Annotated in this window: 15 protein-coding genes and 1 other annotated feature; all 15 genes read left to right on the top strand. The window is 39.0% G+C overall.

The annotated features are described in order from the left end of the window. The first annotated feature begins 4 nt into the window (after positions 1 to 4). The 15 genes from V7138_RS22275 (at position 5) to rpsG (ending at position 15,248) form a co-directional block, all read left to right on the top strand. A complete protein-coding gene (locus tag V7138_RS22275; protein ID WP_335401737.1) occupies positions 5 to 514 on the top strand; it encodes an NYN domain-containing protein in 510 nt (169 codons plus the stop codon). A gap of 127 nt (positions 515 to 641) precedes the next feature. Further along, on the top strand, positions 642 to 1,295 hold the full coding sequence (sigH, locus tag V7138_RS22270) for an RNA polymerase sporulation sigma factor SigH (protein WP_335401734.1): 654 nt from the start codon (positions 642 to 644) through the stop codon (positions 1,293 to 1,295). Between the two features lie 127 nt (positions 1,296 to 1,422). Then, a complete protein-coding gene (gene rpmG, locus V7138_RS22265) occupies positions 1,423 to 1,569 on the top strand; it encodes a 50S ribosomal protein L33 (protein WP_335401732.1) in 147 nt (48 codons plus the stop codon). Between the two features lie 37 nt (positions 1,570 to 1,606). Further along, the gene (gene secE / locus V7138_RS22260; protein WP_335401729.1) at positions 1,607 to 1,789 is read left to right on the top strand and encodes a preprotein translocase subunit SecE; all 183 of its coding nucleotides are present in this window, start codon (positions 1,607 to 1,609) and stop codon (positions 1,787 to 1,789) included. A gap of 230 nt (positions 1,790 to 2,019) precedes the next feature. After that, complete coding sequence (gene nusG, locus V7138_RS22255; protein ID WP_335401726.1) at positions 2,020 to 2,553, top strand: transcription termination/antitermination protein NusG; 534 nt, start codon at positions 2,020 to 2,022, stop codon at positions 2,551 to 2,553. Positions 2,554 to 2,776: 223 nt separating this feature from the next. Next, complete coding sequence (rplK, locus tag V7138_RS22250; protein WP_010285014.1) at positions 2,777 to 3,202, top strand: 50S ribosomal protein L11; 426 nt, start codon at positions 2,777 to 2,779, stop codon at positions 3,200 to 3,202. A gap of 158 nt (positions 3,203 to 3,360) precedes the next feature. Beyond that, positions 3,361 to 4,050, top strand: coding sequence for a 50S ribosomal protein L1 (rplA, locus tag V7138_RS22245; RefSeq protein WP_335401723.1), 690 nt, complete (start codon positions 3,361 to 3,363; stop codon positions 4,048 to 4,050). A gap of 62 nt (positions 4,051 to 4,112) precedes the next feature. Then, positions 4,113 to 4,238: a sequence feature (ribosomal protein L10 leader region), on the top strand. A gap of 75 nt (positions 4,239 to 4,313) precedes the next feature. Next, on the top strand, positions 4,314 to 4,814 hold the full coding sequence (gene rplJ / locus V7138_RS22240; protein WP_136379923.1) for a 50S ribosomal protein L10: 501 nt from the start codon (positions 4,314 to 4,316) through the stop codon (positions 4,812 to 4,814). Between the two features lie 62 nt (positions 4,815 to 4,876). Further along, a complete protein-coding gene (gene rplL / locus V7138_RS22235) occupies positions 4,877 to 5,239 on the top strand; it encodes a 50S ribosomal protein L7/L12 (RefSeq protein ID WP_335401721.1) in 363 nt (120 codons plus the stop codon). 116 nt (positions 5,240 to 5,355) lie between these two features. Further along, positions 5,356 to 5,961 (top strand): class I SAM-dependent methyltransferase, encoded by a 606-nt coding sequence (locus V7138_RS22230; protein WP_335401719.1) that lies wholly within the window; start codon positions 5,356 to 5,358, stop codon positions 5,959 to 5,961. A gap of 446 nt (positions 5,962 to 6,407) precedes the next feature. After that, complete coding sequence (gene rpoB, locus V7138_RS22225; protein WP_335401717.1) at positions 6,408 to 9,977, top strand: DNA-directed RNA polymerase subunit beta; 3,570 nt, start codon at positions 6,408 to 6,410, stop codon at positions 9,975 to 9,977. Between the two features lie 247 nt (positions 9,978 to 10,224). After that, complete coding sequence (gene rpoC / locus V7138_RS22220; RefSeq protein WP_335401715.1) at positions 10,225 to 13,821, top strand: DNA-directed RNA polymerase subunit beta'; 3,597 nt, start codon at positions 10,225 to 10,227, stop codon at positions 13,819 to 13,821. A 141-nt stretch (positions 13,822 to 13,962) separates the two neighbouring features. Next, entirely contained in the window at positions 13,963 to 14,211 is a 249-nt protein-coding gene (locus V7138_RS22215; RefSeq protein WP_335401711.1) for a 50S ribosomal protein L7ae-like protein, read from the top strand. A 105-nt stretch (positions 14,212 to 14,316) separates the two neighbouring features. After that, positions 14,317 to 14,739 (top strand): 30S ribosomal protein S12, encoded by a 423-nt coding sequence (rpsL, locus tag V7138_RS22210; protein ID WP_335401710.1) that lies wholly within the window; start codon positions 14,317 to 14,319, stop codon positions 14,737 to 14,739. Positions 14,740 to 14,777: 38 nt separating this feature from the next. Continuing rightward, the gene (rpsG, locus tag V7138_RS22205) at positions 14,778 to 15,248 is read left to right on the top strand and encodes a 30S ribosomal protein S7 (protein ID WP_335401708.1); all 471 of its coding nucleotides are present in this window, start codon (positions 14,778 to 14,780) and stop codon (positions 15,246 to 15,248) included. Positions 15,249 to 15,321 lie beyond the last annotated feature (73 nt).

Genomic DNA, 15,321 nt, shown 5'->3' with positions numbered 1-15,321 from the left:
AATAATGGATATCCTGCTGGTAGATGGCTACAACATAATAGGTGCTTGGCCAGAATTACGTCTTCTTAAAACAAAGGACTTTTCAGCAGCGCGTGATTTATTAATCGAAAAGATGGCTGAATATCAGGCGTATACAGGATATAAGGTAATCGTTGTATTTGATGCACACCTGGTACCGGGAATTGAAACAAAAACGAAAAGTCGAAAGATCGAAGTCATTTTTACTCGTGAAAATGAGACGGCTGACGAACGAATTGAAAAGCTTGCCAAACAATTAAGCAATATCAAAACACAAATCCATGTAGCGACTTCAGATTATACGGAGCAATGGCAGATTTTCGGACAAGGAGCCCTACGAAAATCTGCCAGAGAATTATTAACGGAGATGGAAGTTGTGGAGTCCGGAATCCAAAAGGATGTCAAGAAAACCTATCAAGAAAAAAGTGTATCAAAAATACCACTTTCCGACGAAATTGCAGAAATATTTGAAAAATGGCGTCGCGGACAGCGATGAGCGGTTGACGCTTGGAAAAGCACTCCTGTATAATATTTCTAGATAAAGAATTTTTGAACATTACGGATTACATCGAAAGTAAGGTTTTGGGTAGAAACAACTTCTAAGGTAGGTCGGAGGGATCGGTGTGAGTTCAAGCTTCGATGATTATGGCAACAGGTTAAATTATGACCGACTAGAGGATGAGGCAGTCGTCGAATTGGTTCATGCTGGGGAAAGTGAGGCATTGGACTATCTAATCAATAAGTATAAAAATTTTGTGCGTGCCAAAGCCAGATCATATTTTTTAATTGGAGCAGATCGAGAAGATATTGTTCAAGAAGGTATGATTGGGTTATACAAAGCGATACGTGATTTTAAAGAGGACAAGCTGTCTTCATTTAAAGCGTTTGCGGAGCTTTGTATTACACGTCAAATTATTACTGCGATTAAAACGGCTACAAGACAAAAGCATATTCCTTTAAACTCTTATGTTTCGTTGGACAAGCCGATATATGATGAAGAATCTGACCGTACATTAATGGATGTTATATCAGGAGCGAAGATTCTGGATCCTGAGGAATTAATCATCAACAGGGAAAAATTCGATGATATTGAGTTGAAAATGGCAGAGCTCTTAAGTGATTTAGAGCGGAAGGTATTAAACTTATACTTAGACGGAAGGTCCTATCAAGAGATTTCTGAGGACTTAAACCGTCATGTTAAATCGATTGATAATGCCCTCCAACGTGTAAAACGGAAACTAGAGCGGTATTTAGAAATTCAAGAGATTAAATTATAAATATGCGGTATTACCTATTATTTACAGATGGGGCTAGTATTGACATATAATTCATGCCTGTGTTACATTTTTAAGGAAATTGAGACTTAAATAGAATGCTATAGCATTTTACATAGAAGGTGATAAAATGCGAAAAAAGGTAATTTTAGCCTGTGTGGAATGTGGCAGCAGAAATTATTCCACTATGAAGAATAGCACTTCATCTGAGCGACTTGAAATGAAGAAGTTTTGTAAGACTTGCAATTCCCACACGAATCATCGTGAAACGAAATAGATCGCAGACTGTGTTGATAAAGTTGGAGGTTACATGGATGAAACGCTTAACCAAGTTTTTTCGTGAAGTAGTTAGAGAAATGAAGAAAACTAGCTGGCCTAAGAGAAAGGAACTTACGCGCTATACAATTGTTACGTTAACAACAGTAATCTTTGTATCTGTATTTTTTGCTGTGATTGACTTAGGAATTTCCGAATTAATTCGTTTAGTACTTGAATAAACACTGTACACTCATGGTATAATGATGGATAGAGAATAAGAATGTTTACGAAAAGCCCGGGCTCGGGTTTTTTTAATTGCAAAAAAATAACAGTAGGTCCCTAGTCATATAGTTGTTTGAATAAGAACGGTAAAACCTAGTTAGCGAACATATTTCATTGACTGAGTCTACAAAATAGGAATAAGGAATTTGATCGCACAAAGGGAGGGAAGGACGAGCAGTCCTAACATATGGAAAAGAATTGGTATGTTGTTCATACGTATTCAGGGTATGAAAACAAAGTAAAAGCAAATTTAGAGAAACGTGTCGAGTCAATGGGTATGCAAGATAAAATCTTCCGCGTTGTGGTCCCAGAAGACGAAGAGACAGATATTAAAAACGGGAAAAAGAAAATTGTTAAAAAGAAAGTATTTCCAGGATATGTATTAGTTGAATTAATCATGACTGATGATTCTTGGTATGTCGTTCGTAACACTCCTGGAGTTACAGGCTTCGTTGGGTCAGCTGGATCTGGATCGAAACCAACGCCACTTTTACCTGAAGAAGTAACATTCATTCTTAAGAGAATGGGAATGGATGAAAGACCAATGGAAGTGGATTTTGAATTAAAAGAAACAGTTCGTGTCAAAGAAGGGCCATTTACTAACTTCACGGGTGCCATTGAGGATCTTGATGTTGATAAGCAAAAGGTAAAGGTTCTTGTAAACATGTTTGGTCGTGAAACACCAGTTGAATTAGACTTTACACAAATTGAAAAAATCTAGCACGAAATGCCAAACCCTTTTAGAGGGGTGCGCTGAGGCTGGACAAAAAAACTTTAAGAAAAACTTGATATTAAAAATGAAAAGTGGTAATATTGCATAGGTCAGTATGTCTCTAAACATAGAGACTTGCTATGCTAAAAGTTCTTTATCGATATGTAAAGAATAGATGAGTGGGAGGGTGAACCCCTATTACCACATCACGGACTTTAAGGAGGTGTGTCTCGTGGCTAAAAAAGTAATTAAAGAGGTTAAATTACAAATTCCAGCGGGTAAAGCAAACCCAGCACCACCAGTTGGACCGGCTTTAGGTCAAGCAGGTGTTAATATCATGGGATTCTGTAAAGAGTTCAATGCTCGTACAGCAGAACAAGCTGGTTTAATTATTCCTGTTGTAATCACAGTTTATGAAGATCGTTCATTTACATTTATTACAAAAACTCCTCCTGCTGCAGTTCTTTTAAAGAAAGCGGCTGGTATTGAGTCTGGTTCTGGTGAACCAAACCGTAATAAAGTTGCAACAGTTAAGCGTGATAAAGTACGCGAGATTGCAGAAACAAAAATGCCTGATTTAAATGCAGCAAATGTTGAATCTGCAATGCGTATGGTTGAAGGTACTGCTCGTAGCATGGGAATTGTTATTGAAGACTAATTCCAATTTGTTACAATGATTTTGGGGGTTGCGGATGGAACATCTCTTTTCTTTCGTTCGCAACCTTTGTTATGTCTGGCGTCAGTATGGAAAAATGATGCTGTTTGCTGGGCGTGGGAGGTTATTCCGTTAAAACCACAATTGAGGAGGAAATTATAATGGCAAAAAGAGGTAAAAAGTACGTTGAAGCTGCTAAATTAGTAGATCGTACAAAAGCTTACTCAGTTGCAGAAGCAATTGAACTAGTAAAGAAAACAAGCACATCTAAATTTGATGCGACTGTTGAAGTTGCATTCCGTTTAGGAGTTGACCCTAAGAAAGCTGACCAACAAATTCGTGGTGCAGTTGTACTACCAAACGGTACTGGTAAGACTCAACGTGTATTAGTTTTCGCTAAAGGTGAAAAAGCAAAAGAAGCAGAAGCTGCAGGTGCTGACTATGTTGGTGATAGCGAGTTCATCACTAAGATCAACCAAGGTTGGTTCGATTTTGATGTAATCGTAGCTACTCCTGACATGATGGGTGAAGTTGGTAAGCTTGGTCGTGTATTAGGACCTAAAGGTTTAATGCCAAACCCTAAAACAGGTACTGTTACATTTGATGTAACAAAAGCAGTGAATGAAATCAAAGCTGGTAAAGTTGAATACCGCGTTGATAAATCTTCAAACATCCATGTTCCAATTGGTAAGATTTCATTTGACGATCAAAAATTAATTGAGAACTTCACTACAATTTATGAAACTATGCTTAAGGTTAAACCATCTGCAGCAAAAGGTACTTACATGAAGAACATTGCTGTATCATCTACAATGGGACCTGGCGTAAAAGTTGACGCTTCTACATTCTAATTAGAAATAAGTGGATATTGACTTTTGCGAAAGCATTTCATATAATAAATTTTGTTGTTAACAAATGAATAGCATTTGTACCGTAGACAGTAGGTGCTCATAAGCTTAATTTCCTACCGAGGTGTAGTATATTACTTGATCATTACTACCTCTATGTCTACTCGACATAGAGGTTTTTTAATCTAGATACGTGTTCACGTCGAACACCCTCTAACACCGAACGGTTTCAAGTGTCTGAAATTACTCACAGGAGGTGTAGAAGAATGAGTCATGCAGTAGAACAAAAGAAACAAATTGTAACAGAAATTGCTGACAAACTACGTGCAAGTAAATCAACTGTAGTAGTAGACTACCGCGGTCTATCTGTTGCGGAAGTAACTGAACTACGTAAGCAGCTTCGTGATGCAGGCATTGAATTCAAAGTGTACAAAAACACTTTAACTCGCCGTGCTGCAGAACAAGCAGAACTTGCTGGTTTAAATGATGCATTAACAGGACCAAACGCAATTGCATTCAGTAATGAAGATGTAGTTGCTCCTGCGAAAATTCTTAATGACTTCGCGAAAAAGCATGAAGCATTAGAAATCAAAGCAGGTGTTATCGAAGGAAACATTGCAACTCTTGAAGAAGTTAAAGCTCTTGCTGATCTACCATCACGCGAAGGTTTACTTTCTATGTTGCTTAGTGTACTTCAAGCTCCAATCCGCAATCTTGCACTTGCTACTAAAGCAGTTGCAGATCAAAAGGAAGAGCAAGGCGCTTAATCGTAAAACAAACGTACCATTCGAAATAAAAAATAGGATAATTATTTAAGGAGGATTTTCTAATGACTAAAGAACAAATCATTGAAGCAGTTAAAAATATGACTGTTTTAGAACTAAATGACCTAGTAAAAGCAATTGAAGAAGAATTTGGTGTAACTGCTGCTGCTCCTGTAGCTGTAGCTGCTGGTGGCGCTGCTGAAGCTGCTGCTGAGCAATCTGAATTTGATGTTGTATTAGCAGACGCTGGTGCACAAAAAATCAAAGTTATCAAAGTTGTACGTGAAATCACTGGTCTTGGCTTGAAAGAAGCTAAAGAACTTGTTGACAACACTCCAAAAGCAATCAAAGAAGGCGTTTCTAAAGAAGAAGCTGAAGAAGTTAAAGCTAAACTTGAAGAAGTTGGAGCTGGCGTAGAAGTTAAGTAATAATTAATGAACGTAAGAAAAAGCTCGCTATGAAAGCGAGCTTTTTTACTCTTTTATTGTTTTTGGTAATGATATGGGTATACTGTTAATATACTCTTATGTTGGGAGATACATAAATGGCCGAACATTATTATACTAGCAAACCCACGGTAGCAAGCAATCAAAAAACTTGGGATTTTGTTTTAAAAGGACATTCATTTTCATTTACAAGTGATAGTGGTGTTTTTTCGAAAAATGAAGTTGATTTTGGATCAAGATTACTAGTAGAAGAATTTCGTGCTCCTGAAGCGACTGGCCCGTTTTTGGATGTAGGTTGTGGATATGGGCCCATTGGCCTTGCACTGGCAAAAGTACATAATGAACGTTCAGTGGAAATGATTGATGTGAATGAGCGAGCAATTGACCTTGCAAAAAAGAATGCGGAAATAAATAAAGTCAACAATGTTGAAATTTATCAAAGTGATCTGTTTACAAATGTTGAAAATCGAGGTTTTGCTGCAATTATTTCAAACCCGCCCATTCGTGCAGGGAAGAAAGTAGTTCATCATATTTTAGAAGAGAGTTATCGGTATTTGGTGCCTGGAGGAGAGCTTTGGGTTGTAATTCAAAAGAAGCAAGGAGCTCCATCTGCTATACAAAAGCTTGAAACGGTTTTTGAAGAGGTGGAAATCGTTGAAAGAAAAAAGGGCTACCATATCATTAAGGCTATACGATCGATGTAGTATAAAAAAACCACTTGACAAATACAAAAACCTGTTGACTGGCCATTTTTCGTGTGGTAACATTATATAATGCCGATATGTAGATTTTCCATGTATAACTAAAAAATTAAATATATGTATAAATATAGTATGTATGGAAAAACTAATAAAATCAATAGTTTGTTTTTGAAAGTGTGGTTTTCTTAGTAGAAACCCTTTTTCTTTTTGTCTATAAAAATGTCGTATTTTTAGGTTTTTAAAACATCTACATAAGGCAAAAACGATTGCGTATTCGGCTTGAAAAGTCGAGGAATTTAAGAATTGATAGGCTGCGTTATGTGTCCTATCATTTTGATTTGTGGTTAACATTCTTATTGATTATATAAGGTCCCCAAATAGACTTTAATAATTAGTAAGTATTTATAATTTAGCAAGATTAATAACGCTTGATATGAGGGGTGAATGGGTTGATAGGTCAACTAGTTCAGTATGGACGACACCGCCAACGAAGAAGTTATGCTCGTATTAGTGAAGTTTTAGAATTACCAAATCTTATTGAGATTCAAACCTCTTCTTATCAGTGGTTTCTTGATGAGGGTCTTAGGGAGATGTTCCAGGATATTTCCCCAATTGAAGATTTTACAGGTAACCTATCTCTAGAGTTCATTGATTACAGTTTAGGTGAGCCAAAGTATTCTGTCGAAGAATCAAAAGAGAGAGATGTTACTTATTCAGCGCCACTTCGAGTTAAGGTGCGTTTGATCAACAAAGAAACTGGTGAAGTAAAAGATCAAGATGTGTTTATGGGTGATTTTCCACTCATGACAGAAACAGGTACATTCGTAATTAATGGTGCAGAACGTGTAATTGTTTCTCAATTGGTTCGTTCACCAAGTGTCTATTTCAGTGGTAAAGTAGATAAAAATGGAAAACGCGGCTTTACTGCAACGGTAATACCAAACCGTGGTGCATGGTTGGAGTATGAAACAGATGCGAAGGATGTTGTGTATGTTCGTATCGACCGTACCCGAAAATTACCAGTAACGGTTCTTTTGCGCGCGCTTGGGTTTGGCTCTGATCAAGAAATCATCGATTTATTCGGTGAAAATGAATATTTACGCAACACGCTTGAGAAAGACAACACAGAAAGCACAGAAAAAGCATTACTAGAAATATATGAACGTCTACGTCCTGGAGAACCACCAACAGTAGATAATGCAAAAAGTTTATTAGAATCTCGCTTTTTTGATCCAAAGCGTTACGACCTTGCGAGTGTAGGTCGTTACAAGATTAATAAAAAACTTCATATTAAGAACCGTTTGTTTAATCAACGTCTAGCCGAAACACTTGTTGATCCTGAAACAGGTGAAATCATCGTAGAAAAAGATACGCTTCTCGATCGCAGAACGCTAGACCGTATCATTCCGTATTTAGAGAGTGGTATTGGTTTTAAAACACTTCAACCATCAGGCGGCGTAATTGATGAGGAAATTACACTTCAATCGATTAAAATTTACGCTCCAAATGATCCAGATGGCGAACAAGTCATTCATGTCATTGGGAATGCCTATATTGAAGAAGGAGTTAAGAATATTACACAAGCGGATATTCTTTCTTCTATTAGTTATTTCTTTAACCTATTACATCAGGTTGGAGATACAGATGATATCGACCATCTAGGTAATCGTCGTTTACGTTCTGTTGGTGAGCTTTTGCAAAACCAATTCCGTATCGGGTTATCAAGAATGGAGCGTGTTGTTCGTGAGAGAATGTCAATTCAAGATACGAATACCATTACTCCACAGCAACTAATCAATATTCGTCCAGTGATTGCGTCTATTAAAGAGTTCTTTGGTAGCTCGCAGCTTTCACAGTTCATGGACCAAACCAATCCATTAGCAGAATTAACACATAAACGTAGATTGTCTGCATTAGGACCTGGTGGACTAACACGTGAACGTGCAGGATTTGAAGTGCGTGACGTTCACTATTCTCACTATGGTCGTATGTGTCCGATTGAAACGCCGGAAGGTCCAAATATCGGATTGATTAACTCGTTATCATCTTATGCAAAAGTGAATCGATTTGGATTTATCGAAACTCCATATCGAAGAGTTGATCCTGAGACAGGCAAAGTAACAGACCGTATCGATTACTTAACGGCAGACGAAGAGGATAACTACGTTGTCGCTCAAGCGAATGCCCGTTTAAGTGACGATGGCGAATTTTTAGATGAAGATGTAGTAGCTCGTTTCAAGGGTGAAAACACAGTTGTTAACCGTGATCGAATTGACTACATGGACGTATCACCAAAACAAGTTGTATCTGCAGCGACAGCATGTATTCCGTTCTTAGAAAATGACGACTCTAACCGTGCGCTAATGGGTGCGAACATGCAACGTCAAGCTGTTCCGCTAATGAACCCAGAGGCTCCACTTGTTGGTACGGGTATGGAATATGTATCTGGTAAAGATTCAGGTGCTGCTGTTATTTGTAAACACCCTGGTATTGTTGAGCGTGTTGAAGCAAAACAAATTTGGGTACGTCGCTATGCAGAAGTAGATGGTCAAAAGGTAAAAGGTGACCTTGATAAATATCGACTTCTTAAATTTATTCGTTCTAACCAAGGTACATGCTATAACCAACGCCCAATTGTGACAGAAGGGGACGAAGTGGTAAAAGGAGAAATCCTTGCAGATGGTCCTTCAATGGAACAGGGTGAACTAGCTTTAGGACGCAACGTTCTTGTTGGTTTCATGACTTGGGATGGATATAACTATGAAGATGCCATCATCATGAGTGAAAGACTTGTGAAAGATGATGTATATACTTCTATTCATATTGAAGAATACGAATCAGAATCTCGTGATACAAAATTAGGACCTGAGGAAATCACACGTGATATTCCAAACGTTGGGGAAGATGCGCTACGTAATCTTGACGAGCGTGGAATTATCCGTATTGGTGCAGAAGTAAAAGACGGAGACCTACTTGTAGGTAAGGTTACACCTAAAGGGGTAACTGAGCTAACAGCAGAAGAACGACTTTTACATGCAATCTTCGGTGAAAAAGCACGTGAGGTCCGTGATACTTCTCTTCGTGTACCACATGGTGGAGAAGGGATAATCCTTGATGTGAAGGTATTTAACCGTGAAGATGGGGATGAGTTACCACCAGGTGTAAACCAGCTTGTTCGTGTTTATATCGTTCAAAAACGTAAAATTCACGAAGGCGATAAAATGGCTGGTCGTCACGGAAACAAAGGTGTAATTTCAAGAATTCTTCCAGAAGAGGATATGCCATTCCTTCCAGATGGAACACCAATCGATATCATGTTAAACCCATTAGGGGTTCCATCACGTATGAACATCGGCCAGGTACTAGAGCTACACTTAGGTATGGCTGCTAGACAGCTGGGTATTCATGTTGCGTCACCAGTTTTTGACGGTGCAACTGAAGAAGATGTATGGGATACGCTAGAAGAGGCTGGGATGTCTCGTGATGCGAAGACTGTCTTATATGATGGAAGAACGGGTGAACCGTTTGATAACCGAGTATCTGTTGGTGTAATGTATATGATCAAATTAGCACATATGGTTGATGACAAACTTCATGCTCGTTCAACTGGACCTTATTCTCTTGTTACTCAGCAGCCACTTGGTGGTAAAGCTCAGTTCGGAGGACAACGTTTCGGTGAGATGGAAGTTTGGGCGCTTGAAGCTTATGGTGCTGCATATACACTACAAGAAATTCTCACAGTTAAATCAGACGATGTCGTTGGACGTGTGAAGACGTACGAAGCGATTGTGAAGGGTGAAAATGTACCAGAACCTGGTGTCCCTGAATCGTTCAAAGTATTGATTAAAGAACTTCAATCACTAGGTTTAGATGTGAAAATTCTTTCCGGTGATGAAGAAGAGATTGAAATGCGTGATTTAGAAGATGAAGAAGAAGCAAGTCAATCAGAGGGAATATCTCTTGATTCTGACCAACAAATCGACGTAGAACTAGAAAAGAACGCAGTTGTCAAAGAATAAAAACATTATTCAGCAGAAGTCTAAACTCCTGCTGAATAATGATAAGCCTTCGGCGAATGCCACGATTTTTTAAGAAAACTGTCCGAGATTGAGATTGAAATGATACATTCTGTGGCAACGTTTTTGTTTGCCGCCTCGTGCCAGCTTAAAAAATGAGTGCAATTACGCCAAGGCACATTTGATTGTCAGTCATGAAAAGCAAAGGTCAATTAGGGTAATCCTGTAGATCGAAAGGGAGGTAGGCCCCTTGCTAGATGTTAATAATTTTGAATACATGAGCATTGGTCTCGCTTCACCCGATAAAATCCGTTCATGGTCTTTCGGTGAAGTGAAGAAGCCAGAAACAATCAACTATCGTACATTAAAACCAGAAAAAGACGGGTTATTCTGTGAACGAATTTTTGGTCCGCAAAAGGACTGGGAATGTCACTGTGGTAAATACAAGCGTGTTCGCTACAAAGGAGTCGTCTGTGACCGATGCGGCGTTGAAGTAACTCGTGCTAAAGTTCGTCGTGAACGCATGGGACATATCGAGCTTGCTGCACCTGTTTCACATATTTGGTACTTTAAAGGAATTCCAAGCAGAATGGGACTTATCCTAGATATGTCTCCTCGTGCTCTTGAAGAAGTCATTTATTTCGCATCCTATGTAGTAACAGAAACTGGAGATACTCCTTTAGATAAAAAGCAATTGCTTTCCGAAAAGGAATACCGTGCATACCGTGAAAAATACGGAAACACATTCCATGCTGCAATGGGAGCTGAAGCAATTAAAAAACTTCTTCTTGACATTGATTTAGAAAAAGAAGTGGATGCCCTAAAAGAAGAATTAAAAACTTCTCAAGGACAAAGAAGAACTCGTGCAATCAAGCGACTAGAGGTGCTAGAGGCTTTCCGTAACTCAGGAAATGAGCCTTCGTGGATGATCCTTGATGTACTACCGGTCATTCCTCCAGAACTACGACCAATGGTTCAGCTTGATGGTGGTCGTTTTGCCACTTCAGACTTAAACGACTTATATCGACGTGTAATCAACCGTAACAATCGCTTGAAACGTCTCTTAGATTTGGGTGCTCCAAGCATTATCGTTCAGAACGAAAAACGTATGCTTCAAGAAGCGGTCGATGCATTGATTGACAATGGACGTCGCGGAAGACCAGTAACAGGTCCTGGTAATCGTCCATTAAAGTCACTATCCCATATGTTAAAAGGGAAACAAGGTCGTTTCCGTCAAAACCTTTTAGGTAAACGTGTTGACTACTCAGGTCGTTCCGTTATCGTTGTTGGTCCGAATCTTAAAATGTACCAGTGTGGTTTACCGAAGGAAATGGCGTTGGAATTATTCAAACCATTTGTAATGAAAGAGCTTGTTGAAAAAGGGCTTGCTCATAATATAAAGAGTGCAAAGCGTAAAATTGAACGTGTACAGCCAGAGGTTTGGGATGTGCTCGAATCAGTCATTAAAGAGCATCCGGTTCTCTTAAACCGTGCTCCTACATTGCACCGTTTAGGGATTCAAGCATTTGAACCAACGTTAGTTGAAGGACGTGCAATTCGTCTTCACCCACTCGTATGTACTGCCTACAATGCAGACTTCGACGGTGACCAAATGGCGGTTCACGTACCACTTTCTGCAGAAGCGCAGGCTGAAGCAAGATTATTAATGTTAGCTGCACAAAACATTCTTAACCCGAAAGATGGAAAACCAGTTGTTACACCATCTCAGGATATGGTATTAGGTAACTATTACCTCACGATGGAACGTCCTGGAGCAGTTGGAGAAGGAATGGTCTTTAAAGATACAAACGAAGCTATTCTTGCATACCAAAATGGTTATGTACACTACCACACAAGGGTTGCGGTACATGCTGGCTCACTAAATAACGAAACATTTACTGATGAACAAAATAATATGTTGCTGATGACAACAGTAGGTAAGTTGATTTTTAACGAGATTCTTCCTAAATCGTTCCCGTATATTAATGAACCTACAAAAACGAACCTAGAAGTGAAAACACCTGAAAAGTATTTCATTCCTAAAGGTGCAAATGTTAAAGAATTAATTCAAAGTCAGGAACAGATTGACCCGTTCAAGAAGAAAATTCTCGGTAATATTATCGCAGAAGTCTTCAAACGTTTTAAAATCACAGAAACCTCAAAAATGCTTGATCGCATGAAGGATCTCGGATTTAAGCACTCAACAAAAGCAGGTATTACCGTTGGTGTAGCTGACATTGTTGTACTAGCTGAAAAAGAAGAAATCTTAGCACAAGCGCAAGCGAAGGTTGATAATGTATTAAAACAATTCAGACGTGGTTTAATCACAGAAGATGAGCGTTATGATCGTGTTATCTCTATCTGGAGTGCGGCGAAAGATAATATTCAAAATAAGCTAATGGCTTCTCTTGATAAGCGTAACCCAATCTTCATGATGAGTGACTCGGGTGCCCGTGGTAACGCATCTAACTTTACACAGTTAGCAGGTATGCGTGGACTTATGGCGAACCCGGCTGGACGTATTATTGAACTTCCGATTAAATCAAGTTTCCGTGAAGGTTTAACGGTATTAGAGTACTTTATCTCGACTCACGGTGCGCGTAAAGGACTTGCGGATACTGCTCTGAAGACCGCTGACTCTGGTTACTTAACAAGACGTTTAGTTGACGTTGCTCAGGACGTTATCGTACGTGAAGACGATTGCGGAACTGATCGTGGCTTACTTGTTAGTGCCTTAAAAGAGGGAACAGAAATTATTGAACCTCTTGAAGAGCGTCTAGATGGTCGTTACGCAAGAAAGAAAGTTGTTCACCCTGAAACAAATGAAGTATTGGTAGCAGAAAATGAATTAATTACTGAAGATATTGCAAAGACAATTGTTGATGCTGGTGTTGAAGAAGTTACAATTCGTTCTGCATTTACATGTAATACACGCCATGGCGTATGTAAAAAATGTTATGGACGTAACCTTGCAACAGGATCAGAGGTTGAAGTTGGTGAAGCAGTAGGTATTATCGCTGCTCAATCAATCGGGGAGCCAGGAACACAGCTTACAATGCGTACGTTCCATACTGGTGGGGTTGCAGGAGACGACATCACACAAGGTTTACCTCGTATTCAAGAGCTATTTGAAGCGAGAAATCCGAAAGGTCAAGCTGTTATTACGGAAATCAGTGGGGTAGTAACATCCATTAATGAAGTAAAAGATAGACAGCAAGAAATCGTAATCCAAGGCGATGTAGAATCTCGTTCTTACACTGCACCATATAGCGCTCGCTTGAAAGTAGCTGAAGGCCAACAGGTTGAAAGTGGTCAGGTACTAACAGAAGGTTCTGTTGATCCGAAAGAGTTGTTAAAGGTAACAAATACGTCAGCAGTTCAAGAATACCTGTTAAAAGAAGTACAAAAAGTATATCGTATGCAGGGTGTTGAAATCGGAGATAAACACGTCGAAGTAATGGTTAGACAAATGCTTCGTAAAGTACGTGTTACGGATGCGGGTGACACAGATGTGTTACCAGGTTCACTACTTGATATCCATCAGTTTACTGATGCAAACACGAAGGTTTTACTAGAAGGTAAAGCTCCAGCTACAGGTAGACCAGTACTTCTAGGTATAACTAAGGCGTCACTAGAAACTGATTCATTCCTATCTGCTGCATCATTCCAGGAGACTACACGTGTCCTTACAGATGCTGCAATTAAAGGAAAACGCGATGAGTTACTAGGATTAAAAGAAAATGTAATTATTGGTAAGCTTGTTCCTGCTGGTACAGGTATGAATCGTTATCGTCGAGCAGAACCGGTAGTTGTAGAGCAACAAGAAGATCCAGTAGGTGTTGAATAAAGGTTAGAAGAGCATATCTAAGATATTGGATGTCTACTACGAGCAAAATAATTTTATTTACTTGTAGTTGACATCCTTCTCTTAGGGTGTTAATATATCTAAGGTGCTCCTTAAAACCTGTTACTTTGGAGGATATTTTATATGTCTTATGAAAAAGTATTACAGGCAAAGAAGATTATCATTGGTACAAAGCAAGCAGTAAAAGCAATACACTCCAATATGGTAACAGAAATTGTTGTAGCAGAAGATGCGGATCGGCGTGTAATCAACAAAGTATTACAGTTAGCTGAGGAACAGCAAATTCCGATATCAAAGGTAGATTCGATGCTGAAGCTTGGAAAAGCCTGCGGAATCGAAGTAGGAGCTTCTACTGTGGCAATTATTAATTAAAAACTGTTTTTGTGGAGAAAAGATTCTACAAAGACTTTGTTTTTGTAAAAAAATGAACCACCTGGATATGTGGTCTTAAAGAAAGTAGAAGGGAGGAAACAAATAATGCCTACAATTAACCAATTAATTCGTAAGGGTCGTGAATCGAAGGTTCAAACTTCAGACTCTCCAGCGTTAAATAAAGGTTATAACAGCTTCAAAAAGTCACAAACTAATGCTACTTCACCTCAAAAGCGTGGTGTATGTACTCGTGTTGGTACTATGACTCCAAAGAAGCCGAACTCAGCGCTTCGTAAGTATGCTCGTGTACGTTTAACAAACGGAATTGAGGTTACTGCTTACATCCCAGGAATTGGTCACAACTTACAAGAGCACAGTGTTGTACTAATTCGTGGTGGACGTGTTAAGGACTTACCGGGGGTACGTTATCACATCGTTCGTGGTGCACTTGATACTGCTGGTGTTAATAACCGTGCGCAAAGTCGTTCTAAATACGGTACTAAGCGACCAAAAGCAGCTAAGAAATAATAGACTAACATATTTATGACTGAAAGGAGGAAATATCAATGCCTCGTAAAGGACCTGTTGCTAAAAGAGATGTATTACCAGATCCAATTTACAATTCAAAGCTTGTAACTCGTTTAATCAACAAAATGATGGTTGACGGAAAAAGAGGTAAATCTCAAGCGATTTTATATAATGCGTTTGATTTAGTTCAACAACGTTCAGGTAAAGATGCAATGGAAGTGTTTGAACAAGCACTTAAAAACATCATGCCTGTCCTAGAAGTAAGAGCACGTCGTGTAGGTGGTGCAAACTATCAAGTTCCTGTTGAAGTTCGCCCAGACCGTCGTTCTACTTTAGGATTACGTTGGTTAGTAAACTACGCTCGTCTTCGTGGTGAAAAAACTATGGAAGAGCGTTTAGCTAACGAAATTCTTGATGCAGCTAATAATTCTGGTGCGTCAGTTAAGAAACGTGAAGATACACACAAAATGGCAGAAGCAAACAAAGCATTTGCTCACTACCGTTGGTAAAAACAAGAGCTCTGTTAATCTATTTAACAGAGCCATTACTACAATAAAAATCATACTTACTCATAGGAAGGAG

Source organism: Bacillus sp. JJ1533, assembly GCF_036965045.1.
GTDB lineage: Bacteria > Bacillota > Bacilli > Bacillales > Bacillaceae_L > Ferdinandcohnia.
The sequence above is the reverse complement of the archived record's forward strand: the minus strand, read 5'-3'. Positions and strand labels throughout refer to the sequence as shown.